General features: G+C 67.2%; 20 protein-coding genes. 13 read left to right on the forward strand and 7 right to left on the reverse strand.

Going from position 1 to position 23,810, the window contains the following annotated elements; all coding sequences use genetic code 11:
* Positions 1 to 2: 2 nt before the first annotated feature.
* The 6 genes from sctN to F757_RS0105290 form a co-directional block, all read right to left on the reverse strand.
* Entirely contained in the window at positions 3 to 1,406 is a 1,404-nt protein-coding gene (gene sctN, locus F757_RS0105265; RefSeq protein WP_027210505.1) for a type III secretion system ATPase SctN, read from the reverse strand.
* The gene (gene sctL, locus F757_RS0105270; RefSeq protein ID WP_027210506.1) at positions 1,403 to 2,404 is read right to left on the reverse strand and encodes a type III secretion system stator protein SctL; all 1,002 of its coding nucleotides are present in this window, start codon (positions 2,402 to 2,404) and stop codon (positions 1,403 to 1,405) included. The genes sctN and sctL overlap by 4 nt, the downstream gene beginning before the upstream one ends.
* Entirely contained in the window at positions 2,389 to 3,786 is a 1,398-nt protein-coding gene (locus F757_RS36450; protein WP_232221358.1) for a type III secretion protein HrpB4, read from the reverse strand. Before F757_RS36450 ends, sctL begins: the two co-directional genes overlap by 16 nt.
* Positions 3,753 to 4,589 (reverse strand): type III secretion system inner membrane ring lipoprotein SctJ, encoded by an 837-nt coding sequence (gene sctJ, locus F757_RS0105280; RefSeq protein ID WP_051376682.1) that lies wholly within the window; start codon positions 4,587 to 4,589, stop codon positions 3,753 to 3,755. Before sctJ ends, F757_RS36450 begins: the two co-directional genes overlap by 34 nt.
* A gap of 15 nt (positions 4,590 to 4,604) precedes the next feature.
* A complete protein-coding gene (locus F757_RS0105285; RefSeq protein WP_027210509.1) occupies positions 4,605 to 4,994 on the reverse strand; it encodes a type III secretion protein HrpB2 in 390 nt (129 codons plus the stop codon).
* Positions 4,995 to 5,219: 225 nt separating this feature from the next.
* Positions 5,220 to 5,795, reverse strand: coding sequence for an HrpB1 family type III secretion system apparatus protein (locus tag F757_RS0105290; protein ID WP_027210510.1), 576 nt, complete (start codon positions 5,793 to 5,795; stop codon positions 5,220 to 5,222).
* A gap of 550 nt (positions 5,796 to 6,345) precedes the next feature.
* Between F757_RS0105290 and sctU the strand changes: the two genes are divergently transcribed.
* From sctU to F757_RS0105345, 11 genes are all read left to right on the forward strand, one after another.
* Positions 6,346 to 7,446 (forward strand): type III secretion system export apparatus subunit SctU, encoded by a 1,101-nt coding sequence (gene sctU / locus F757_RS0105295; RefSeq protein ID WP_027210511.1) that lies wholly within the window; start codon positions 6,346 to 6,348, stop codon positions 7,444 to 7,446.
* The gene (gene sctV / locus F757_RS0105300) at positions 7,430 to 9,526 is read left to right on the forward strand and encodes a type III secretion system export apparatus subunit SctV (RefSeq protein ID WP_027210512.1); all 2,097 of its coding nucleotides are present in this window, start codon (positions 7,430 to 7,432) and stop codon (positions 9,524 to 9,526) included. Before sctU ends, sctV begins: the two co-directional genes overlap by 17 nt.
* A gap of 28 nt (positions 9,527 to 9,554) precedes the next feature.
* Positions 9,555 to 10,238, forward strand: coding sequence for a type III secretion system protein SctP (gene sctP / locus F757_RS0105305; RefSeq protein ID WP_027210513.1), 684 nt, complete (start codon positions 9,555 to 9,557; stop codon positions 10,236 to 10,238).
* A gap of 58 nt (positions 10,239 to 10,296) precedes the next feature.
* The gene (gene sctQ, locus F757_RS0105310; protein ID WP_027210514.1) at positions 10,297 to 11,844 is read left to right on the forward strand and encodes a type III secretion system cytoplasmic ring protein SctQ; all 1,548 of its coding nucleotides are present in this window, start codon (positions 10,297 to 10,299) and stop codon (positions 11,842 to 11,844) included.
* Complete coding sequence (gene sctR / locus F757_RS0105315; protein WP_013341120.1) at positions 11,828 to 12,478, forward strand: type III secretion system export apparatus subunit SctR; 651 nt, start codon at positions 11,828 to 11,830, stop codon at positions 12,476 to 12,478. Before sctQ ends, sctR begins: the two co-directional genes overlap by 17 nt.
* A 37-nt stretch (positions 12,479 to 12,515) precedes the next feature.
* Positions 12,516 to 12,779: a type III secretion system export apparatus subunit SctS gene (gene sctS, locus F757_RS0105320; protein ID WP_013341121.1), complete on the forward strand. Its 264-nt coding sequence runs from the start codon at positions 12,516 to 12,518 to the stop codon at positions 12,777 to 12,779.
* Complete coding sequence (locus F757_RS0105325) at positions 12,776 to 13,681, forward strand: hypothetical protein (protein WP_027210515.1); 906 nt, start codon at positions 12,776 to 12,778, stop codon at positions 13,679 to 13,681. The genes sctS and F757_RS0105325 overlap by 4 nt, the downstream gene beginning before the upstream one ends.
* 248 nt (positions 13,682 to 13,929) lie before the next feature.
* Positions 13,930 to 15,396, forward strand: coding sequence for a secretion protein (locus F757_RS0105330; protein ID WP_027210516.1), 1,467 nt, complete (start codon positions 13,930 to 13,932; stop codon positions 15,394 to 15,396).
* Between the two features lie 8 nt (positions 15,397 to 15,404).
* Complete coding sequence (locus tag F757_RS0105335; RefSeq protein WP_051376676.1) at positions 15,405 to 15,665, forward strand: hypothetical protein; 261 nt, start codon at positions 15,405 to 15,407, stop codon at positions 15,663 to 15,665.
* Between the two features lie 107 nt (positions 15,666 to 15,772).
* Positions 15,773 to 15,937 (forward strand): hypothetical protein, encoded by a 165-nt coding sequence (locus F757_RS36065; protein WP_006047110.1) that lies wholly within the window; start codon positions 15,773 to 15,775, stop codon positions 15,935 to 15,937.
* Positions 15,938 to 16,128: 191 nt separating this feature from the next.
* Positions 16,129 to 16,596 (forward strand): CesT family type III secretion system chaperone, encoded by a 468-nt coding sequence (locus tag F757_RS0105345; RefSeq protein WP_027210517.1) that lies wholly within the window; start codon positions 16,129 to 16,131, stop codon positions 16,594 to 16,596.
* Positions 16,597 to 16,724: 128 nt separating this feature from the next.
* Here the strand turns inward: F757_RS0105345 and F757_RS0105350 are convergent, their stop codons facing one another.
* Positions 16,725 to 17,189, reverse strand: a complete 465-nt coding sequence (locus tag F757_RS0105350) for a hypothetical protein (protein ID WP_232221359.1) — start codon at positions 17,187 to 17,189, stop codon at positions 16,725 to 16,727.
* A gap of 422 nt (positions 17,190 to 17,611) precedes the next feature.
* Between F757_RS0105350 and F757_RS0105355 the strand changes: the two genes are divergently transcribed.
* The gene (locus F757_RS0105355; RefSeq protein ID WP_027210519.1) at positions 17,612 to 18,310 is read left to right on the forward strand and encodes a GNAT family N-acetyltransferase; all 699 of its coding nucleotides are present in this window, start codon (positions 17,612 to 17,614) and stop codon (positions 18,308 to 18,310) included.
* A 95-nt stretch (positions 18,311 to 18,405) separates the two neighbouring features.
* The gene (locus tag F757_RS36455; RefSeq protein ID WP_027210520.1) at positions 18,406 to 22,440 is read left to right on the forward strand and encodes a hypothetical protein; all 4,035 of its coding nucleotides are present in this window, start codon (positions 18,406 to 18,408) and stop codon (positions 22,438 to 22,440) included.
* Positions 22,441 to 23,810: the final 1,370 nt, after the last annotated feature.

A 23,810-nucleotide genomic window follows, 5' to 3' on the forward strand; every position in this document is an offset into this window, starting at 1 on the left:
GTTCAGCCGGTCGCCGCTTGCGCCAGTTCAAATAACCGCGCCTCGGTGTCCTGCGGTGCGGCCATTTCGTGGGTCGCCTGATTGAAGAACGCGCGGATCGCGTCGATCTTGCGGATCGCCTCGTCGGCAAGCGGATTGCCGCCCGGCTGATATTCGCCGATCTGCAGCAGCAGCTCGACCTCGCGATGTTTGGCGAGCAGTTCGCGCAAGCGGGCCGCCGCGCGCACGTAGTCGGGCGTCATGACCTGCGGCATCACACGCGAAAGGCTTGCGAGCACGTCGATGGCCGGATACTGGTTTTTGGCGGCGATTTCGCGCGACAGGATCATGTGGCCGTCGACAATTCCGCGCACTTCCTCGGCAATCGGATCGTTGCCCGATTCGTCTTCGGCAAGCACGGTGTAGAGCGCGGTGATCGAGCCGTGCTCGCCCATCCCCGCGCGCTCCAGCAGACGCGGCAGCTCCGCGAAGATCGACGGCGGGAAACCGCGCCGCGCGGGCGGCTCGCCGGCGGCCAGGCCGATCTCGCGCTGCGCGCGCGCAAAGCGCGTGAGCGAGTCCATCATCAGCAGCACGCGCTGCCCGCGGTCGCGAAAGTGCTCGGCAATCGCGGTGGCCACATAGGCCGCCTTCGCGCGCTCGATCGACGAGCGGTCCGAGGTCGCGCATACCACGACGGAGCGCGCCATGCCCTCGGGCCCGAGGATCAGCTCGACGAACTCGCGCACCTCGCGGCCACGCTCGCCGATCAGCGCGATCACGGCCACGTCGCATTGCGCGCCGCGCGCGAACATGCCGAGCAAGGTGCTTTTGCCGACGCCCGCCGGCGCGAAGATACCCATGCGCTGCCCTTCGGCGAGCGTCATCATGCCGTCGACGACGCGCACGCCGGTGGCAAGCGGCGTGTCGATCATGCGCCGGCTCATCGGCGAAGGCGGGTTGGCGAACACCGGGCGTTGTTCGGTCGCCTCGAGCGGCCCGAGCCCGTCGATCGGCTCGCCAAGGCTGTCGATCACGCGACCGAGCAGCGTGTCGCCGACTGGCACCGTCAGCGAGCGGCCAAGCCCCACGACGCGCGTGGAGCGCGAAATGTCGGCGAGCCGCGAGAACGGCGAAAGTAGCGCGACGTCGCGGGTAAAGCCGATCACTTCCGCGTGCTGTAGCAACGCGCCGTTCGCCGCGCGCAGTTCGCACAGCTCGCCGAGCGTCACGTCGAGTCCGGCCACCTTGACTAGCGTGCCGATGACTTCGAGCACCTTGCCGGTTCGCGCGATGCTCGGCGTCGACAGGATCTCGTGTTCGATCGCGTCGGCAAGCCGCTGTGCATCGAAGAGCGGCAGCAGCGCGTCCTCCGGCTCACTCGCTTCGCGGATGCGGGGCATGGCCGCTGCGCGCGGAGAACTCATTGCCAGCCCTCGTTGTTCCAGCCGCCTGCATCCGCGAGTTCGGCGGTGTGCCGGTATGCCCTTTCCGGATCAGGCGCGAGCGACTGCATGGCTTGGTCCGCTTCGTCCGCTTCGTCCGCTTCGTCCGCTTCGTCCGCTTCGTCCGCTTCGTCCGCTTCGCCCGCTTTGTCCATTTCGCCAGCCTCGCCCGTTTCGCCCGCCGACTGCTTGAGCGCGCGCGACACCGCGAGCCGCATCGCTCGCATTTGCGTGGCGAGGCTCGCGTCGATTGCACCGAAGTCGGATTCGCACAGGCAACTGCCCGGCGCGAGCCGCTTGTCCGCGACAACCGAGAGCGGAAACGGCCGGCCGAGATCGCGCCAGCGCGCCGAGAGCCGTTCGAAGGCAATGCAAGCCTTGTCGTAGTCGACCGGACTCACGGCGACGCGCAGCCATGTCGCGCCCTCGACGATGCGGTCCACCGTCGAAAGCGCGCGCTCGAACAACTGATCGGCCTGCTGCACCTGAACGATCTGCTCGACGGCCACCGTTACGATGCTCGCAATGCGCTCGCGCATTTTCAGTTGCGCCCTGCGTTGCTCCGCGCCCGCGTCCGCGAGACGCTCCACCCAGTCGGCGAGTGCGCGCTGTTCGCCGTCGCGATAGCCGCGCGCGGCCGCCTGCTCGTAGTCGTGCAGCGCGGCCTGGCGGATCACATCGGCCTCAGCGTGGGCAGCGGCGACAATCGCCGCCGCTTCGTCGTGGGCGGCGGCAAGCGCGGCGTCGCGATCGGCGGTCAATTGCTGGTAGGCTGCGTCGATTTCGAGCAGTGCGCCGAAGGCGGCGCGCGGCACCACGTCGGCATGCGCGCCCACCTGGCCGGTGCCGCCCGGTTTGCCGCTCGATTTGCTGCTCGGTTCGCCGCTCGATTTGCCGGGCATTTCGCCGGGCGCCTCGCCGCCGCAGACTCCGTCGCCGACCGCGGGCAGCAGCCGGTCCGATCTCAGCCAAATAGCCATGCCCACTCCGGAAGCAGTTCGGGAAGTTGCGCGAAGAGAAGCGCGGTGTCACCCACATCGAGTTCCCGTGCGCTTGCGCTCGGCCACGGCGGCGGCAGATCGCGTGGCAGTGCTAGGCGCAGCAACGGACACGGGCGTGGCGAGGGTGGCGGGTGACCGTGGGTGGGGCTCGCTTTGGGAGCGTGAAAGTGGTGGTGCGCTTCGTGGGGTCCTTCTTGCAGACTTTCATGCGGACTTTCATGCGGACGGTCATGCGGACGGTCATGCGGTCCTTTGCCCGGTCCTTCGTGCGGACGGTCATGCAGTCCTTCGTGCGGATCGTCACTGGGTCCTTTGCGCGTGGCTTGCCGCTCTGCCGCGGCGAGCTTATGCGACCATGCTGTTTCCTGCATGTCTCTCGCGATCAACGCGTAGCCTTCATACGCAAGCCGCTCGTCGTCGATCTCATCGAGTGGGGGCAAATCGCCTCTCGCGACGAGGCGCGCAAGATCGGGCGCATTCGCCGATACGTGACGAGGCACCTTAGTTGGCACCTTAGTTGGCACCCTAGTTGGCACCCTAGTCGGCACCTTACTGGCCAGGTGAGTGGACAGATGAGTGGACAGATCAGCGGGCAAACGCGCCGACTCGCTGCCGGGCCCCGGGCGAGCCCACTCGGTGCCCAGCGCCGCGTGAGCCGTGCCCTGCCCGGGCTCGAACGCCAGCCGTTCGAGCGGGACCCCGATCCAGTGTGCGAGGCGGCGGCGGCTTTGCTTGTCGATCAACCGTCGGACCTCGGCGCGGCGCAACAGCAGAGCGCGCATGCGCAACACACGCAGACCGACCTCGACCGGCAACGCATCGAGCACGGCGGGGTTCGGCGCGCGCAGGCTGTCGAAGCCCGGCAACGCCACGTCCGCGGCACGCAACAGCGCCCGCGAACAGGCGGCCAACGCTGCGGCGTGCGTCTTTGCAAGCGCCTCGCGCAGCGCTTCGAAGGCGGCAGAAGCCGTGGCGGGCGGCACATCGAGCGCCGGCCCCCACCACGACGGATGCGCCCAGCGCGCGGCCTCGCTCGCATTACGCTGCCACGCGACGAGCGCCGCAGCCGTGCGCGAAAACGGAAACGCAGCGGGAGGCGCTGAACGGAACGCAGCGCCGTGCGCTGAGTGAAGCGCAGCGGCGGGCGTCGAGTGAAGCGCAGCGGCGGCCCCTGAGGAAGCCGCCGAAGGAACCGCTGCCAAAGACTCCGATGCGGGCGCAGCAGCAGACGCCGAGCCAAGCGCTGCGCCAGGCGCGGGCCCCGCTGCGGGAAACGCCGAGGCGCCCGACGCCGCAACGGCGCACAAGAACACGGTGGACGCCGCCATCACGCAGCCGACGAAGGTTTCGCCCGTCGCCATTTGCCGACGAGCGCATGGACCCGCGTATGAATCCGCGAATACAGCGAAGCCGCCGTGCGCTGCGCGGGCATGCCGCGTCGCAGCCACAAGAAGAGACTTGCGGCGCCGGCCAGAAACACCAGTGCGGCCGCGATCAGCGCGGGCAGCGGCGACGCCTGCATCGGCGCGGCTCTGGGCACATCCACCGGGTCGGCGGCCACGGCAGTTACGCTCACCGCGTCGTAGGTCAGGCCCTCCACGCTGTGCATCACGAGCGTCTTGATTTGCGGCACAAGCGCGTTGGCGTCGGAATCCGGCCGGTACTTGATGAACACCGACGCCGACGACGGCTTCATCTGCTGCGCGAGCGGATCGTTGTTCGGCAGCACGATCTGCACGCGCGCGACGATCACGCCGTCGATCTTGGAGAGCGTCGCGGACAGCTCCTGCGACAAGCCATAAATGAACCGCACACGTTCCTCGGTCGGCGTCGACACGAGGCCGTCCTTCTTGAAGAGGCTGCCCAGATCGTCGTAACGGCTGTGCGGCAGGCCGCGTTCGCGCAGCACCTGCATGGCGCGAACCAGTTGCCTGTCGTCTACTTCGAGCGTCCAGCTCTTGCCGTTGTCGACCGTGCTCTTGGACGCATCGACGCCCTGCTCCAGCAGCGCCACCACCATCTCGTTCGCGTCCTGTTCGGTGAGATTGCGGTACAGCTCCTTCTGGCAGCCCGCGACCAGAATGCAGCCGGCCAGCGCGAGCCCGAGCAGGGCCGCACGCGTCGCGTGGACGCGCGGGCCGGCTGCGGCACGCGGCGCTTGCATGGCTTTGCGCATGGCCTATTGATTCTTCATCAACGTTTCGACCGACGACTTCGACGAGTTGACCACGCCCATCTTGGCCTCCATGTCGAGCTGCGTGCTCGCGAGTTCGAGCGTCGCCTTCATTGCGGCCGCGGTCATCTCCTGCACCGACATGCTGTTCGCCTGGCTGGACAGCGCGACCACGTCGTTCACCGACCTCTGGATCTCCGCGTCCTGCGACGCCGCCATCTGCGCGATCACGTTGTTGCTCATGTCGTCGCCGCGATTGGGCGGCGCCATGCGCGGGTTCTGCATCATCGCCTTGAAGCGGTCTCCGGCCTGTTGCAGCGACGCGTCGCCGCCCGCCGCCGGCGCGGCCGCCTGCAGCGCGGCCGCAATCTGCTGGTTGGTGACAGAAAGTGCCATGGTGAGCCTCTTGCCGTGGATGGTTTCGGGCGACGCCGCAGCGCGGCATCGCCCGACCCGAAATGTGCTGAACTGATGTGCCAATGCACGTGCACTGACTTGAATGCGCTAACAAAGACACGCCGGCTCAAATGTGCTGATTCCAACGTGCTTATTCGAATGCGCTGATTCGAACACCGGGATGCGAACACGTTGATTCAAGCGTGCCGATTCAAATGCGCCGATTCAGATGCGCAAGTACCCCTGCTGTGCGAGCGCCTCGTGGTGAGCGGCCGGCGGAGGCGGCGTCGTGACGACGGGCGGCTCCTGCGGCAACTCGTCGTTGAGCGCGGTGATCGACAGCGGCACTTCGAAGGTGCCGCCGTTGCGATACACGCGGATCGCCTCGCGCAGATCGTCGCGTGCTTCCAGCGCCCGCACGAGTTGACGCGTGTCGCGATCCGGATTTTGCGCAAGGGCCTCGCTCGCCCATTGGCGCCAACCCGCATCGCCTTTTACCGAAAGACAGAACGCCAGCAGCGCCTTCGCATACGAGAAATGCGGCGCGCCCTCGATCACGCGCGAGAACACGCGGATCGCGTCATCCCAATGGCCGCGCTGCATGTAGAGCACGGCTTCCATCGTGTCGAGCTCGGCCATGCGCGGGCGCAACAGACGCAGCGCGTCGAGTGTCAGTTCGATGTCGTAGGGATCTGCTTCGAGCGTCGGAAAATTGTTGAGCAGCGCGCAGGACAGCGTGTCGATCAGACCGCCCACTATGGCCTGACTGCAGTTGAGGTAATCCGGCGTGGCGGTACTCATGGCGAGAACTCCTGCTGATGGACTGGTCGACGAAGCACTGTGGCGCGACGCCGATCGAGGCATCGGCACGCGGCGCGCAGCGATGCACCAGGATACCGTCCGGCGCGCTCGGGCACATGCGCGATACGAAGCGAGCGTGATGTATGCGAAGCGCGAGTGGCGGGGGCGGACGGTGTGGCGCACTGATGGCCGCGTGGCCTTGCCAAAACGAGGGTATGCGGTGGCCGCAGCGATACACACATGCCTCGCTATGCCGCTATCCGCTATCCGCTATCCGCTATGCCGCTATCCGCTATCCGCTATCCGCTATCCGCTATCCGCTATCCGCTATCCGCTATCCGCTATCCGCAAAGCGGCAAAGCCGCAAAGCCCCTCCCCCACCCGGCTCACCTGCTGCCGAGCCGCCTCGCTTCGCTTCCCACACGCAGGCTTCGCATTCGCTGCGCCCCCCGGCGAGCGGCCCGCTACCGTCGGGCTACGAAGGCATGGGCGTCGCGTATCAGCATCACACGCGGCGGAGCGCGGCGCATGCGGTGACGAGCGGAAGGTCATGAGCGAAGAGAAAACCGAGCAGCCCACCGACAAGCGGCTGCGCGACACGCGCAAGGACGGCGAGACGTCGAAGAGCACCGATCTGGTCGACGCCGCGACGATGGCCGCGGTGCTCGGCGTGCTCGCGTTCGCGGCAGCGCACTTTGGCGGCGCGCTGCGCTCCATTGTGAATATCGCGCTTGAATTCGTGTCGGGCAGTCACGATCAGCCGCTCATGCTCGGCAAGCTGTTCGACCTCGGCAAAGAGGCGCTGATCGTGATCGTGCCATGCGTAGGCGCCGCGGCGCTCGCCGCAGTGGCCGCCTTGATGCCGCAGGTGGGCTTTCAGATCGCGACCAAGCCGGTCGTACCCGATCTCAAGCACGTCAGCCCCGTGGACGGTGTCAAGCGGATCTTTTCGTGGCGCACGGTAATCGACCTCGTGAAGATGATCGTCAAGGCGGCCATCATCGGCGCGGTGATGTGGTTCACGATCAAGTGGATCCTGCCGTTGATCGTCGGTTCGCTTTATCAGCCGCTGCCGGAACTGTCCAGGCTGTTCTGGTCGCTGCTCGTCAAACTGTGTGCCGTCGCGGTGGCGGTATTCATCGTGATCGGAGTGGTCGACGTGAAGCTGCAACAGGTGCTGTTTCTGCGCAAGCTGAAGATGTCGAAAGACGAAGTCAAGCGCGAACGCAAGCAGATGGACGGCGACCCGAAAATCAAGGCCGAACGCAAGAAGCTCGCACGCGAGTTCGCGACCTCGGCCGCGCCCGCGCAACGCGTCGGCTTCGCGAATGCGCTGATCGTCAACCCGACGCACTATGCGGTAGCGGTCCGTTATGCGCCGGCCGAGCATCCGCTGCCGCTGGTGATCGCGCGCGGCATGGACGAAAGCGCGGCGCAACTGCGGCGCTTTGCGCGCGACGCCAATGTGCCGATCATCGGCAACCCGCCCGTCGCGCGTGCGCTTTACAAGGTTGGAATCGACGAGCCGATCCCGCAGGAACTGTTCGAAACGGTCGCTGCGATCCTGCGCTGGGTCGATGCAATCGGCGCGCGCCGAATCGAGGAGCGCGAGGACCACAACTTCGGGAGCCGCGATGTTCAAGACACTTAAGTTACCCGCTGGCGGTGAGATCGGCATTGCGTTGCTGGTGGTCGCCATCATCTCGCTGATGATTCTGCCGCTGCCGCCGTTTCTGATCGACATTCTGCTTGCCATCAACATCACGATCAGCGTGACGTTGCTGATGGTGACCATGTACGTGCCGAACGTGGTGTCGCTTTCGGTGTTTCCCTCGCTGCTGCTTTTCACCACGCTGTACCGGCTTTCGCTGAACATCGCGTCGACCAAATCGATTCTGCTGCACGCGGATGCGGGCAATATCATCGAAAGTTTCGGCGAACTGGTGGTGGGCGGCAACCTCGTGGTCGGCATGGTCGTGTTCGTAATCATCACGACGGTGCAGTTCATCGTGATCGCGAAAGGCTCGGAACGCGTGGCCGAGGTCGGCGCGCGCTTCACGCTCGACGCGTTGCCCGGCAAGCAGATGAGTATCGACGCCGATCTGCGCGCGAACCTGCTCACGCCCGAAGAGGCACGCCGCAAGCGCGCGACGCTCGCCGTCGAAAGCCAGTTGCACGGCGGCATGGACGGCGCCATGAAGTTCGTCAAGGGCGATGCGGTGGCCGGGCTCATCATCACCCTGATCAACATCATCGCGGGCATTGCAGTAGGTGTCGCGTATCACGAGATGTCGGCCGGCGAAGCGGCAAACCGTTTCTCGATTCTCTCGGTCGGCGACGCGATGGTTTCGCAGATTCCGTCGCTGCTGCTCTCGGTCGCCGCGGGCGTGATGATCACGCGTGTTTCCGACGAGCGCGACGCGCGCCCCCTCTCGCTTGGCGACGAGATCGGCCGGCAGTTGTCGGCGAGCGCCCGCGCACTCTACTTCGCGAGCTTGCTGCTGCTCGGCTTCGCCGCCGTGCCGGGCTTTCCGAGCGCGCTGTTTTTGCTGCTGGCGGCAATTCTCGCCTTCTGCGGCTACCGGCTCGGCAAGAGCAAGCCCGCGGCGACCACGCATGCCGGCGAAGCCGTCAATGCAATGCAGCGCGCCGGCTCGAAGGCCGAGACACCGGCCATCCTCACGCGTGCGCCGCAATTCACCTGTCCGCTCGGCGTGCGCATTTCGCCCGACCTGGTGGCGCGCCTGTCGACCACCGCGCTCGACCGCTCGTTCGAAACGGAACGCGCACGTCTGCAGGAATATCTCGGCTTGCCGTTTCCAGGCATCACCATGTGGACGAGCGACGCGCTACCCGCTTCGAGCTGCGAACTGCTGATGCACGACGTGCCGTACTGTGCGATCGAATTGCCGCCTGGCAAGGTGATGCTGCCCGACCCGGCGCTCACCGGCTCGCACGAGGCGGCTCGCGCCGACGCCGAAGCGCTCGCCGCGCGCGGCGACGCCCGCGCGGAAAAACGCCGGGGACTCGACGGCGGCCCCGGCCCCACGTGGTGGCTCGACGAAAAGAGCCTGCCGCCCAAACAAGCGGCGTGGCGCGCGGAGCAGGTCATCGCGCACGCGTCGGTGGCGATGCTGCGCAAGCACGCATCGCTCTTTCTCGGCATTCAGGAGGTGCAATGGATACTCGATCAGCAGAACGCCGAATATCCGGGCCTTGTCGCCGAGGTGCAGAAAGTCCTGCCGCCGCAGCGTATCGCCGACGTGCTACGGCGCCTGCTCGAAGAACAGATTCCGATTCGCAACGTCCGCAATATTCTGGAAAGCCTGGTCGTTTGGGGCGCGAAGGAAAAGGACATGCTCATGCTGACCGAATACGTGCGCGGCGACCTCGCGCGCTTTCTCGCGCATCGCGCGGCGGGCGCGGGCCGGCAATTACCCGCGGTACTGTTCGATCTTCCAGTTGAACAGCACATCCGTCAGGCGATCAAGCAGACGCCGACCGGCAACTTTCTTGCGCTGCCGCCGGACGAAGTGGGCTTTCTGATCGACCGCATTCAGTCTTTTGTTGGAGATACGCCGCGTGACGGCGTCGCGCTCGTCACCTCGATGGATATTCGCCGTTATGTGCGCCGTATGATCGAGGCGCGCCTTGGCTGGCTCGCCGTCTACTCGTATCAGGAACTGGGCGAGCACGTCGAGTTGCAGCCGCTTGGCCGCGTGACGATCTAGCCGCGGCATTCCTGCCACATTCACGCTCATGACCCTCATCGAATCGCGGCCGCTGCGCATCATTCCTGCGGATTCCGAACAGCGTCCGGCCGACGGCACTGCGCGCGCGCGGCGTTTCGATTACGCGGCGCTGGTTCGCCGCACGCGCTCGCCGCGCGCGCAGGTGTGCTCAAGCGAAGCGGCAGACGCGGCGCAGGCCGACCGTGTGGCTGGCACAGCGGGCGGCAGTAAAGACACCGCACATGAGCGCGAGTTCGACGACGGACAAGCGCGCGACTCGAGCGCCGACACGGAAGCCGCGACGGCAGGCGAAGGCGCACGCGCATCCGAAGCGGCGCTCGCCGCGCACGACGCGCTCTTGCAGCGTTTGCCGGCGGCGACGATGCCCGCCGTCGACGCCCTGTTTCGCACGCAAGGCCATTTTCTCGAACTGGCGCGCTCGCTCGCGCGCGAGGTCGCGGCCTTCTGCGCCGACCCGGCGATCGGTGAGGCCGGCAACTGGGAAGTGCGCATGGCGCTCGACGAGCGCATCCTTCCGGACACCACGCTTTATCTCTCTCTTTCGCGTTTCTGGTTGTCGCTTCGGTTCGACACGCGGGGTATCGAAACGCGCCAGTTACTCTTCGACCACAGTGCGATGCTCGAACGCGAGCTCGCTGCGCTGCTGCACGCGTGGGGCACGCCGCGCGACATCGAGCTGACGGTGTGGTGAGCGCGCCGTCCATCGTTTATCCAGGCCGACGCTGGCCGCATCCTTGAACCGACGCCGCATGGCTTATTCGACCGCCGAACTGCGAGGGATGGAGGCTGCCGCCGAACACGCGGCGACGCATGACGCAGCGCATGGCGTTGGGCAAGCCGCTCTACAGGTTAAAGAAATTGGCGATGCCGACGAGGTTCGCGAACTTGACCATATTGGCGGCGTGAGCGAAGCCGACGCCGCCAGTGGACACCGCGCCATAGCCATAGCGCGCGCGAAGCATGAGGCCACCGCCGGCACAGCCGCGCAAACCACATTGCCCCACGTATCGCCCGGCACTGCACACACCGCAATAGCCTCTACGCCTACCGCGCCGATCTCCGCTCTGCCGCTTCGCGCCGTCCAGCCGCTGGCCGCGCGCGTGGCGAGGCTCGTGTGCAACGCAGGCACTGCGCGGCGCCTCGAACGCGAACTCGCCGTCGCGGCATGGCAAGCCACGCTTGAAGCGTCATTCGACAGCAGCAGCGCCTCCTTCGAACAACCGGGCGTGCTCCATCTGGCTCACCCGGCCGGCCCGGTTTGCGTGCTGTTCGATCTGGCTGAGTACCCCGCGCTCGACATCGCCGCACTGCCCGACGGTTCGCGGCCGGCCACGCCCGGCGACACGGCGCGCGCGTTGCGCATTGCAGTCGCCGGTGTACTGCTCGAACCGCTGCTCAAGCGTCTTGAAGCGCTCGGCCTTGCAGGCATGCGCGTCACGCAGCTTGCGCGCGGCAAACCGCACGTGTTCGATAAGACGAATACGCAAGATTGCGCTGCGTTCAGCGTCACTTTCTCGCTCGACGGAACATGGCATCGCGCGCGCGTGCTGCTCACGGCGCCCGTGGTTGATGCGCTCGAAGCCCTGCAGGCCGCGCATTCGGCCCGTCATTCAGCCCGTCATGCGGCCGGTACATTCGCGGCGCACACCGCATCGCAAGTGACCGACATAGCGCCTGCGTTTGCCGATTGCATGGTGCCGGGTCGCCTGATACTCGGTGCGCGGCGCCTGCCCGTCGACACATTGCGCGCCCTCGAAGCGGGCGACGTGCTGCTGCGTTCGCTGCCCGCCAGTTTGCGCGCGCTGCTGCCGGGCAGCGGTGGCCGGCATGTCGATGAAGCCGGCGCCGCCCCCGCTGCCACGGGCCACGCCGCGCCGCTTCCGGAGCCCGCAAGCGCCACCGTGGCCTGGGGCTCGCCCGGCCTGATGCGCGTGCACGCGCAAGTCAACATGGAAGGCCGCAGGCTTTCACTCACGAAGGAGCCCATCATGACCGATGAGCTGGACCCCGTTCGCCCTGACGACCTGCTCGCCCCAGATCAACATTCGAGTCCGATCGAGATCGGCGAACTCGATCTGCCCGTCCAGTTCGAAGTCGACACGGTCGCGTTGCCGCTCTCGCAACTCTATGCGCTGCGTCCCGGCTATGTGCTCGAACTGCCGACCCCGGTTGCCGAAGCACAGCTCAAACTGGTCACGCACGGGCAGACCATTGGCTATGGCGAACTCGTGACCGTGGGCGATCATCTCGGCATTCGCATCCTGCGCATGGCGCACGGCGATGGTCCAGTTCAGTGACATAACCGGGCTGCTGATCGTCATTGTCGCGATCAGCCTGGTCCCATTCGTCGCGATGGTCGTCACCTCGTACGCGAAGATCGTCGTCGTGCTCGGCCTGTTGCGCAATGCGCTCGGCGTGCAGCAGGTGCCGCCCAACATGGTGCTCAACGGCGTGGCGATTCTCGTATCGATCTATGTGATGGCCCCGGTCGGCATGCAGGCCATGCAGTCGATGCAGGGTCAGGCGATTGCCGGCCAGCCGACCCAGGCGCTGATCCAGGTGTTCAGCGCGGCGCGCGAGCCGTTCCGCACATTCCTGCAGAAGCACACCAACGAACGCGAGAAGCGCTTTTTTATCCGCTCGGCAAACGTGGTGTGGCCCAAAGAAGCCGCGTCGAGCCTGCATGAGAACGACCTGATCGTGCTCGCGCCTGCGTTCACGCTCACCGAACTCACCGACGCCTTCAAGATCGGCTTTCTGCTTTACATTGCCTTTATCGTCATCGACCTGATCATCGCGAATGTGCTGCTCGCGATGGGTCTGAACCAGGTGACGCCGACCAACGTGGCCATTCCGTTCAAGCTGCTGCTGTTCGTCGTCATGGACGGCTGGTCCACGCTGATTCACGGCCTCGTGATGACCTATCGCTAGCGCGGCCCGCGCGCGAACCACTCGGGACAACCGGCACATGGACATCGACACGCTCGTTCGCTTCACGACTCAGGGCATGCTGCTATGCATGTACATCTCGCTGCCTATCGTGATCGTGGCCGCGCTCGTGGGGCTCGGCGTGTCGTTCCTGCAGGCGATCACGTCGATGCAGGACCAGACGCTGTCGCACGGTGTGAAGCTGATTGCGGTGACGATCGCTATCGTCATCGCCGCGCCGTTTTCCGCGGCGGCACTGCTGCACTTTGCCAACGAAATCATGCATACGGCGGTGCCGCAATGACGCGTGTCGGCAGTCACAGCCATGCCACGTCGCTCGGCGCACAGGCACAGGCGGTGCGCGAGGGTTCGCAGCAGGCCACGCTCGCGCGTTTTGCCGTGCTGTATCGCGGCACCGTTACCTTCAGCTATGCCCGCACCCAGCAGATGGCGATGCGCGGCTCGCTGCTCGCGCGCAAGCTCGCGGCGCTCAACGCGCGCAAGCGCAATGCGGCACGCCGCACAGGCATGCGGCGACCGCTCGTCGTGACTGGCAACGATGCGTATGAGCATGCCGCCGACAGCGGCCACTCCGGGCGCATTCAACGCGAAGGCGGAGGCGGTGGCCGTGGTAACGGCCAACCGCAGCATGACGGTCGTGACGGTGCCGATAGCGACGGGGGCATGCCGCGCGCGCAGATCCGCACGCGTCGTGGACACGCTGTGATTGCGCCGCCCGCGCCGGGCGCGCTGCAAAAATACGTCGCTGCACAGGCGCTCTGTTCGAATCCGGAAATGGCGCAGACGTTGCCGCGTCTGTGGTGCGACACACTGCTTGCGTTGCGCGATGAAGCCGCAGCGCGTCCGCATGCGCCGCTCGATGCGCTGCTGCACGAGCACTTCATTGATCTGCTCGCCGTGCAGCAGCAAATCAGTGCAAGCGGCGGTACAAGCGGCGGTGCGACTGCCAGTGCGAGCATGGGCGCATGGCGGCAGCGCCTGATCGAGGCATCGGGCGAACGCGAGGCAGGCGCGCAAGCCGGCGCATCGACGGAAGAAATCACCCGCGTGGGCCAGCTCAATCTGCTCATGCCGCTCCTGCTGCTCAGCTACGGCAGGCCCTCGACACCGGCCATGCGCGAGCGCGCCATGAACGTACGCATCGTGCAACGCGGCGTCGCGCTGACGGCCGCGCAACGCGGCTGACCAACGCGGCTGACCAACGCGGCCGACCAAAGCGGCTGATGAACGCGGCTGATGAACGCCGCTGACAACGCGGCCGCCCAACGCGACTGACCAAAGCGGCCGACGCAGCGCTTTGCCCTGACGGGCGCGCGCGGTTTCGCTTTCCTGGTATCTGCTTCGCATTGTGTGCCGGAAGGTCACCCGCGGCGGCTAGAGTGAGTGTCGAAGGCGTGCCGCTGCACGCCGCATCATCCTCCAACGGGCCTTTCATGACGAAGCTGCTGCGTATCCTGACTGGCGTGCATGCCGGCGCGGAACTGCGTCTCAGCGCCGGCATTCACCGGATCGGCGCGGACGACGACGCCGATATCCGCATCTCCGACTGGCGCGGCGACGACGTGTCGCTCGTCGTCGATGCAAGCGGCGTGGTGAGTGCGCGCCGCATGCAGCCGGTCGTCGCGCTCGCGGAGGGCGACCCGGACACCGCACCGAAAACCGTCCCGGATACCGACGCACACAGCAGCACACGCATTCGCGCAAACGAAGGTCACGACGGCGAGCAGGGAGCGCGCCACGCAGCGCAAAGCGACGAGGAGCCCGGCACCGTCATCCTGCTCGAGTTCGTGCCGATGCAGTTCGGCGATACCGTCATCTGTATCGGCTCGGACGACGCCGCGTGGCCAAGCGATCTGGACCTGCTCTCCACGCTGCTCGTGAAGCCGGACCAGACGCGGCGCGCCGCCGAGCGCTCGCGCCGCCGCAAAATGACAGGCGTCGTCTCCGCTTGCGCAATGCTGGGTGCGGTACTGGTGATCGGCTCGGTCATGCTGACGACGGCCGTGAGCCGTGCCGCGTTGCCGCGCGACGCGGGCGACCTCGCGCAGCGTGTCAATCTCGAACTGGCCGCCGCACACATGAAGGAACTGCATGCGCACGTGCGCGGGTCGACGGTAACCGTAAGCGGTATGGTGGCGACAGCCGACGAAGACACGCAAGTGCGCAAGATGCTGATGCGCATCTCGCCGGACCGTATCGTGCGCCACTATGACATCGCGCAGAACGACGTGCGCAACATCGCCGATTCGCTCGCGATGCAGGGGCTGAAGGTGACGTATGCGGGGCGCGGAGTCTTCGAGATCAGCGGCAAGGCCGCCAATCCGCGCGACGTCGAGGCGGCCGTTGCGCGAATGCGCCACGATCTCAGCGACAACGTGAAGAACGTGCGTGTGAACGTCGCGCAGGCGGAAGACGCGTTGCCGTCGGCGCCCTCGTTCTCTTTCCTGATGGCTTCTGACGACGTGCGCTACGGTCAAACGCCCGACGGCGTCAAGCATATCTACACCGTGCCGGAAGACCCGGCTTCGTCGGCGGCGATCGCGGCCGCGGCGAATGGTCTTGCCGGCTCCAGTGCGAACGGCGCGGCAAACTACGCTGCGAGCAATGCCTCAAACAACGCTGCCAATAACGCGGCAAACAGCGCGCCAAACAACGCCGCAAACGGCGCGGCAAATCTTGCAGCCAACAGCGCAGCCACTCCCGACACGAGCGCGACGGACAGTGCCGGCGAAGGGCCCGGCGTGCATTCCCTCACGCCCGCACCGTCGGACGGCCTGGGCCTGGTCCGCAGCGGCGCCGCGCGCGGCGTGATGCAGCCCGTCGAGGACATTCCCGCGACGCCGCCCTCGCCCGCGACGCGAGCCGCGAACACCACCGCTTATCTGCCGCTACCGAAGTGAGGTTTCCCATGACGCAGACATCGACCATTTACGCACCGCTCGAAGCGTGCGCCGCCGACTTCAACGATCTGCAGAAGACGCTCGCCGATCCCGCCGGCGGGCCGCGTCTTGCCGCGATACGCGAGGCGCTGGAAGCGACCGCGAAAAACGTCGGCGAAGCACATGGCGCAACCGAGTTGGACCGCAACGATCTGGCGAAGCTGTATCGCGGCCTGCTTGCCGCCGGCCGCATCGTCGGTCAGCTCGCGGACAAACGCGGCGCGGCCTGAGGGCGCGCCACCGGCGTGAGCGCCGGGCACGAGGCTCGCCCTGTGCGGCGGCGGCTGGCTGTCACACAGGGCAGCATTTCTTTTTAACCGGAAAACGAGGAGGTCTTATGTCTATCGGTCCAGCAATGGGTGCGATCACCGGCATGGCCGCGCAAGGCAGCACGGCGGCCATCGGCGCGGCGCAGGCCACGCTGCAGATGTCGCTGGCGGGCGCGGTGGCCAACACCATGAAAACCGCGGGTCAGACGATCCAGGGCGGCACTGGGCACTAGCGCGCAAGCTTCGCAGTCCGGCGCGTGCCGGTTCGCGAGGACCGGCAGCGCCGCGAGGCCTACCCGTTGGGTCTGCGGCAGGCCGCTGGTTGCCGGGCTGCGTCACGTCTTGCCGGCCGGTTCGCGGTTCTCCGCGCGCCGGCTTCTTGCGTCGTCCGTATGATCCTTTGTGAGTTGCGCGGGCCTTTTACTTGGACACCCACGATAGTTCGGATCGCTATGCATCGCTCGTGCGCGACCTGTGCGCGACGGTCGGCCTCGCGGACGCCGAGCACGTGTTGCGCACGCGCTCCGTCGAAGTGGAAGGGTTCGACGTGCGGCTCGAACACTTCGAGAACGATCTGGACGCGCTGTACGCCAACTTTCATTACGGCACGGTAACGGCTGGCCGCACGCTCGTCGTGTTCCGGCTGATGCTCGAGGCCAATCTGCTGATCTACGCGCAGGACCAGGCGCAACTGGGACTCGACACCGACACCGGCGGAATCGTGCTGGTGCTGCGCGTGCCCATGACGCACGACGTCGACGGCGCCGCGCTTGCCGATCTGCTCGCGCATTACGCCGAGCATGGCCGCTATTGGCGCAAGAGCATTATCGAGTCGACGGATGAGATGTTCGAAGGGATCGTCGCCGGCGAGTTTACCTGGCTGCGGGCGTGAAGTGAGGTGGGCGCGAAAGGCGGCTTCAATGGCGGGTTCAGTGGCAGACGTTCACAGTCAGGCCCGAGCCGCGTGGCCCTTTAGACAGCGGCTCTGAGGCGCTGCGGTGCCGCAGCGCCTCGGTCAGCTCAGGTCGCGCCATGAATGACCTGGCCAACGTGCTTGGTGAATTCGACCAGCGCCTGAAGATTCGCGAGCAGCTGGCTCGCCGCCGCTGCATCGAAGGGGCTGTCTGTGACTGGCGGTGTCCCGGTGAATTGCGTTCGCACGGGCTCAACGGGCCGAAGGGGCAACGTGCGCGCCCATGACGACGCGACGTCGTCGCGCGCGTGCGCGGCGCCCGGCTTGATCACCACGACGCTCGACCTGCGCAGAACCGGCAGCCTGTCGGCGTCCTTGCGCGACAGGCTGAATCTGACAGGGCCTTGGGGCGGTGGGATGTCGCGCAGCGGCGCGAGTTCCGCCGCGAGCTTCACGCTCGTCGGCACGAGCGCCGCGCGCCCGGCAGCTTTGCCGTGCGTCGTGTGGTTGTGCGTGCCTTCGATGCCGCCGACGCTCGTCGCCGGCCCCGCGGCAATTGCCTTGCTGTTCACGGTTGCTGTCTCCCAGGTTCGGCGCGGCAAACCGACGTGTGCCGCCATCGACGCACCTTAGCGCCCGCTGGCGCGCGGCGTTTCCCGTCGCGCGAAATGGCGTGAGGCGAAGCGAAGCGCGAGCGCATGCTGTCCGCAAAATCTTCGCTGCATCGGGTTGCGATGTTTGCGTCGATGCGTGTTCGCTGGGGTAAGGACGGCTTTTGGCAGTCGCAGGGGCATCACAGCGATTGCGACAGCGACAGCGACAGCAATAGCGACAGCAACACCACACCTGCGCGCCTCGGCAATCGCGTTAAAGGCCATGCATGCGCCGGCGTTGTCCAACACCTTCGCATTGGCGCGTGCGCCTTCGCTCCGGCCGCTGCGCGTTGCGCCCGTGCATCGACAATCGCATCACATGCCGTGCGTAGAGGTTGCCAATGTCGCCATTCCGCTTTCCTGCCCTGATCGAATCCGCGGACCTGTTGATGCGGCCGCCCGAGCCGCGCGACGCCGAAGCGCTGTTCGACGAAATGCTCGGCGACCCCGAGACGACGCGCCACCTCAGTTTCCGGCGCCACACGCAGTTGGACGAAACCCTCGCGTTTATCGACGATTCCGTGCAAGGCTGGCGCAGCGGCGAACTGATCCGCTGGGTTCTCGAAGACCGCGCGAGCGGCCGCCTCACCGGCATGATCGAACTGCGGCCGCATCCGCCGCGCGTCGAAGTCGGCGTAATGATCAGCCGGCGCGGCGGTGCGCGTCGCCGCCGTGCGGGGCTGCGTGCGCTGCGCAAGCTGCTTGCATGGATGCTCGCGCAGCCGCCGATTCTGCGCATTTATGCGTATTGCGCCGTGGATGGAGACGCGCACAGCAGCATGGAAAAGCTCGGCTTCACGCTCGAAGCGAAGCTGACCAATTACGAGTGCCGGCCGAATCTCGGCGTGCTCGCCGGCGACAGCTATCTCTACGCGATGACGCGCCCATTGCAGGCGCCCGACGACACGCCCGCGACACGCTGGCTCGCCGAGTACGCAGCGCTCGATGCCGACTTCGAGCCGGGCGGCACCGACACTGGCCCGGACGCGCTTGCGCTCGCGCATGGCCACGCGCAGGACCCGCAAATCGCCGATTCGTAAATCGACGCCGCGCTTCGCATCGCGCGGCGCTGCATCAATCCGGCTGTCACATTGCGAGGACATAGTGCAACGCGGTCTACTTCTGCCGCGTCGACATGTTCCGCTATCGTCCGCTCGATGTTTCGTCCACCGACAGTCTGCTGGACAACGCGCCCGGCGCGGGGCCACAGCAGGAAGCGCCCGCGCCGGTGCAGCCGATACAGCGGCGCATGCCAGGGTGGTTTCGCGCTTCGCTCGCGCGGCCGGCGCGAATCGTCGGCGCGCGGCGCGTCGAGTTGAGCACGGCGCTGTTTCAGCACAGCACGCATGGCAGCGCGTCCGGGCCCGAGCATCACGTGCCGGGCGAGCGCCGCTTTCCGCCGGCCGACACCGCGCGGCATGCGCGGCGCGAAACCGGTCCGCTCGCGGACACGGGACTGTTGGCCGCGCGCGCCGCGTCGGCGTCGAGTGCGCGTGGGGCCCAGGTGGTGTTCCGGTCCGAGTCGGAGTCTGGCGGCGACGCGCAAGGCCTGTCGGCTGCGCATGAAAGCGGTGAACAGCAGGCAGCGGCATCGCAGGAGCTGTGCTTCGAAGCTGTCGTGACGCGAGCGGGTCTCACGGCCTATGTGCAGCGGCGCTTCAATGTCCCCGCCGATGTCTCCGCCGAAACGCAGCGGTCATTCAATGCCCACGCCGATCTCTCCGCCGAGGGGGAGCGGCCATTCAACGACCCCGCTGATCTCGCCGCCGATGCGCAGCGGGCATTCACTGTCGCCGCTGATCTCGCCGCCGAAACGCAGCGGCCATTCAATGCCCGCGCCGATCTCTCCGCCGATGCGCAGCGGCCATTCAACGACCCCGCCGATCTCTCCGCCGATGCACAGCGGCCATTCAATGTCCGCGTCGATCAGACCATCGACGGGGCAGCCCTCGCCGACCGTCTGTACCGACTATGCGCCACTGCTGGACGCATGGACACTGCTGCGCCGCCCGGCAACAACGCCACGCATGCCGACGCCACACATGCTGACGACGCCCAAGCCGACGACGCCCAGGTAGCGCTGCGCGGCGCATTGCTGGCCGACGCGCTCGCCCGCGCAGGCGCGGCCGATTGCCGGTCAGCGCATCTGACGATCGAGCGCATCGGCATGCTCGACTTCGCCGCACCGCATCGACGTCGCTCGGAGAGCGGTGCCGAACGCGAGGCGTGGCGCGCGGCGCGTGTGCTCGCGCGCTCCGGCGAAGGCCGCGAGATACTTGCAGCATTGCGCGCTGCGACGCTCAACCCGTACCGCGATGAGTTGCAGCGCTTTGCCATCGAGGTCCTCCTCACCAGCGCCAATGCACTGGAGCCGGTTGCAATCGACGACGACCCGCTCGCCGCCAGCGACCCGGCGCCCGGCGCGCTCGCCGCGCGCATGAGCGGAACGCCCGCAGCAGACACGGCCAGGACTGGCGAGCAACTTGCGGTTCCTGCGAGACAGCCGGGCGGAAATGTGGCAGCCGACAGGAACAAGACCGACGCAAACTCCGAGGCCCACCCGAACCAGACGGACGCAAACCCGCCGGCCCACACGACCCACACCGGAGAAAACCCGGCGCTTGCCATCCGCACACCCAACCAAGCCGCCGCCCCGCTCCCCGCCCGCGCCTTCAATGCCGCCTCCACCCTGTTGGCACTCGGACGCGACGCGTTGAGCGCCGATCAGCACGGCGCGCTGTTCGCGTGGCGCCAGTCGTTCAGCGAAGACAGCCGCCACAGCGAGCTCTCGCAAACAAGACAACGCCTTGCCCGCTTCGTCGGCAACACCATCCCGCGCGTCGGCGAAAAGCGCTGGAAGACCTTGTTGCCGCGCATGTTCCGCGGCCGGCACGGCTCGCCGCTGTCGGCGCTGCGCCTGGGCACGCAGGGCGTGCCGCGCAAGACCATCGCCGCCGAACAGGCGAAGGTGCGCAAGCACCTGCAAGCGGCGCTACCGCAGTTGCTGCAAAGCCCGGCGATGAGCCCGCGTGCCGCGCTTGCTCACGCGCGGCCCGAGGCGTCGCTCGCGGAACTCGCCGGGCTTTGTGTGTGGCTGGAACGCGGCGGCTTTGCGCCCGGCCGCCTGGACGACGACGCGCTGCGAGCGATCGCCCAGCGCGCGCATGCGCTGTGCGAAGAAGCGCTGCTGCCCCGGTCTGCCGGCGCGGATGGCGCAGCCGCCGCAGGACACGTCGACGCGCCGCGGCGGGTGCGCGCACGAGCCCGCGAGGCCGCCGCCAACTGGCTCGCGATGACGCCGCAGCAACTCGCACGCACGCGAGCGTTTCGCTCGATTGCGAAACGGCCGTTCACCGTCGAGCGGCTCGCCGTGTGGGGCGAAGTCGCCGGCCTGCCTCACGACGCGCCTTTCTGGCACACGGTGAACGAACTGCGCACGGCCACACGGCACGAGCAGGACGCGCGCGCCGCCAACAATGTCGACGACGTGCGCGAGACGCTGCTCGACGTGGCCGCGAACCTGCAATCGGGGCAGCGTCTGCGGCTCACGGACGGCGGCAGGCAAGGCATCAGCACGCGCGGCCTGAACCTGACCGTGGAAACCGTCCTGCGCGGCCACGGCGTGCCGGTTTCGCCGCGCCTCGATTTGCGCGCGTCGCGCACGCGAGAGGCGGTGGTGGACATCAGCCGCTCGACGCATGGCGCGGCCATTTTCATCGGCACCGCCAGGTCGAGCATGCGCCACGTCGGCGCGGGACTCCTCGTCGGCTATGACGTGAGCACAGCATTGACAGCGCTGCGCGCGGGCCTCGTGGCGAACGCCACGCTGCATGCGCGGGAACTGAGCGAGCCGCGCGGCGTCACGCTGCGCGTCGCACGCCGGCCATTGCCCGACGGCAGCGGCTACGACGACGCAGCGCTGCGCGCGAAGCTTGCGGGCGTCGTCGAGCATCTGTTCGACGAATCGGCCGGAGCGCACGGCGACGGGCCCGAGAATGTCTGGAACCGCCTTGCGTCACGCTACTGGGACGACCCGGATGTGTCGGTCAGCTGGACGGACGCGCACACGCTGGTCCGGCGACGCGGCGTCACCCTGGACGCGAACGCCACGGTCAAGGTAGCGAGCTTTGGCGGCGAAACGCTCGTGGACCCACACAGCGGCGAGCGTGCGCGTCCGTTGTCGGTGCGCACCGGGCCGTCGGCGGGCGGCGGCTGGCAGCGCTCGCGCCAGAGCGCGGAAGTGGTCGAGCGCAGCGGGCGCGTGCAGGTCGAGGAGCACCGCGTCGGCGTAGGCAGTCACTGGCAGTTGCGCGGCGGCATCGCGCCGGGCTTTTCTCATCCGCTGGATGCCGAAGGCCGCCACACCGTGGGGCTCTTTTCGATCGACGCGCCTGCCGCGACCGTGGCGCTGCGCGAACGCAACCGCTCGGCCAAGCTGTTGCTCGTGCGCGAGGACGGTCGCCTCAATCATCGCGGGTCCATTCTCGACATCGAGTATCAGGACGCACGCACCTACACGCGCGCCGTCGACGCGGCGCGCGGCGAACTGATTGCGCTCTTTGCCGCCGAGGCCGTCGCGCGGCGCCAGCGCAACGAGGCAGCGGGCTCGCGGCGGCGGACGCCCGCGGGGCGTGACGAGCATCGCGCGGCTGATGTTGTGCATGCGCCTGATGCACCTCATGCACCTCATGCACCTCATGCACCTCATGCACCTCATGCACCTCATGCACCTCATGCACCGAATGCAGCAAATGCAGCAAATGCACCCCATGCACCCCATGCACCCACCCCCGAGGCGCAAGCCGCCGAGCGCATCGACGAGCATCTGGCGAACGTGCGCAGAAACCAGCGCCCCAATCTGACCTATGTGCAGCGCTACCGGCTGCGCCGGCACGCAGCGCTGCTGCTCGACGCCAATCACGCAGCGCTCGCTCAGGCTGGCGGCGACCCAAGGCTTCAGGCACAGATCGCGCAGAGCAACGCGCGCATTCTCGACGACCCGGCTACATGGATGGCTACGGAGCTGAAGGTAAAAGAGCGTAACGCGAGCGCCCGCAGCTTCGGGCCAAACGTGATGCTGCAACTGACGACGCGCACCGGCGCGCTCGGCGATCGCGAGATCGTGACCGAGGGCGTGCCGTTCGCCGTGCTCGAAACGCTGGATCGGTAAGACGTTGCGCGCTTCGTGCGCGTGGTGCAGGGTTCGCATGATCGAGCGCCGGTCCGCCGCCAACAAACGACAATCGACTGATTGAGCCGTTCGGCGGCACAGGAGGAATCATGTCGACTCCGGTTGGCGGTAGTGCGCAAGCACCCGATCCGCGCATCGAGTACGGGCAATATGGTCGGCCAGACCCTGACGACGGCCGTTCGTCGCCCGGTGCGCGGCGTGCGGGCGGGGCTCAGGCCCAGCCGGGCTCACATTCGCCGATTGACGGTCTGCCGCGCGCGGAAAGCGGTCGGGCCGCAGGTGGCGCGCACAGGGTGCAATGGGGGGTGAGCGCGAATGGCGGTTCTGATAGCGCCGGAGGGCCGGCTACCGCTGGCGGGCCATTTCCCGGCGGGCCCGGCCCATACAAATCCGGCGCGGCCGGACAGCCGCACCCTGCGCAGCCGCCCCATCCGCCCCATCCGCCCTATCCACCTCATGCGTCCTATGCGCCTCATCCACCGAACGCGCAGAACTACCAGGGACCTGGGCCAGGCCTGATGCAGTCGTGGCAAAGCAACCCGAACGCAAAGCGATGGGCGGTGGTCGCGGGCCTGATGACGATACCGTCGGTACTGTCGCTCGGCATGATGGGCGGCGGCATGTCGTTCGGTGCGATGAGTGCAATCTTCGGCCTGAGTTCGATCGCGGAAATGGGTCTGCTCGGCATGCTGCTGTTTCGTGGCAGCCGCGGCGCCGGCCAGTTCGCCGGGCGTTGGGCTCAACCGGGGCAGCAGCCCGGCCCGTACGCGCCGCCGTGGCAAGCAGGACCACAGGCGCCTTATGCCGGCGCGCCTGGCCAGGCGCCGTTTGCGCCGCCCTTTGCGCCGCCGTTTCCGCCACCGTCTGCCGGGCCGACGGGTTGGCAAGCCACGGGTTGGCAATCCGCGAGTTGGCAATCCAATCCGGCAGCGCAAGCCTCGCCTCCCGCGGGGACCCAACCCGGCTCATGGCGACAGCCGAACCCGGCATCGCCATTCGGGTGGGGGCCGCCGTTCGCGCCGCAGCCATCGGCGTACCCCGTTGCGCCGCCTCCATCGACCACAGGCGCCGGATGGGCGCAACAGCCCGCTGCCAACGGCGANCCGCCGGCAGCGCGCCCNCCGGCTCCGCCCCGGCCGGCTTCGCCGCCTGCGGGATGGTCTACCGTCAGTGACGACAGCGGCTCCGGCGCCCGTCGTTCGCGCGGATGGCCGGCCGGACCCGCGGGGAGCAGCGACGAGGGGCGTCGTTGAGCCCGCTGCCCCGCTTCGCCTCCCCGCAAACCGCTTCGCGCCTGCAAGCTTCCTGCATGGACGGATTTTTACGCTCGATCGGGTCAACCCCAATCG

The organism is Burkholderia sp. WSM2232, from assembly GCF_000472545.1.
Taxonomy (GTDB): Bacteria; Pseudomonadota; Gammaproteobacteria; order Burkholderiales; family Burkholderiaceae; genus Paraburkholderia.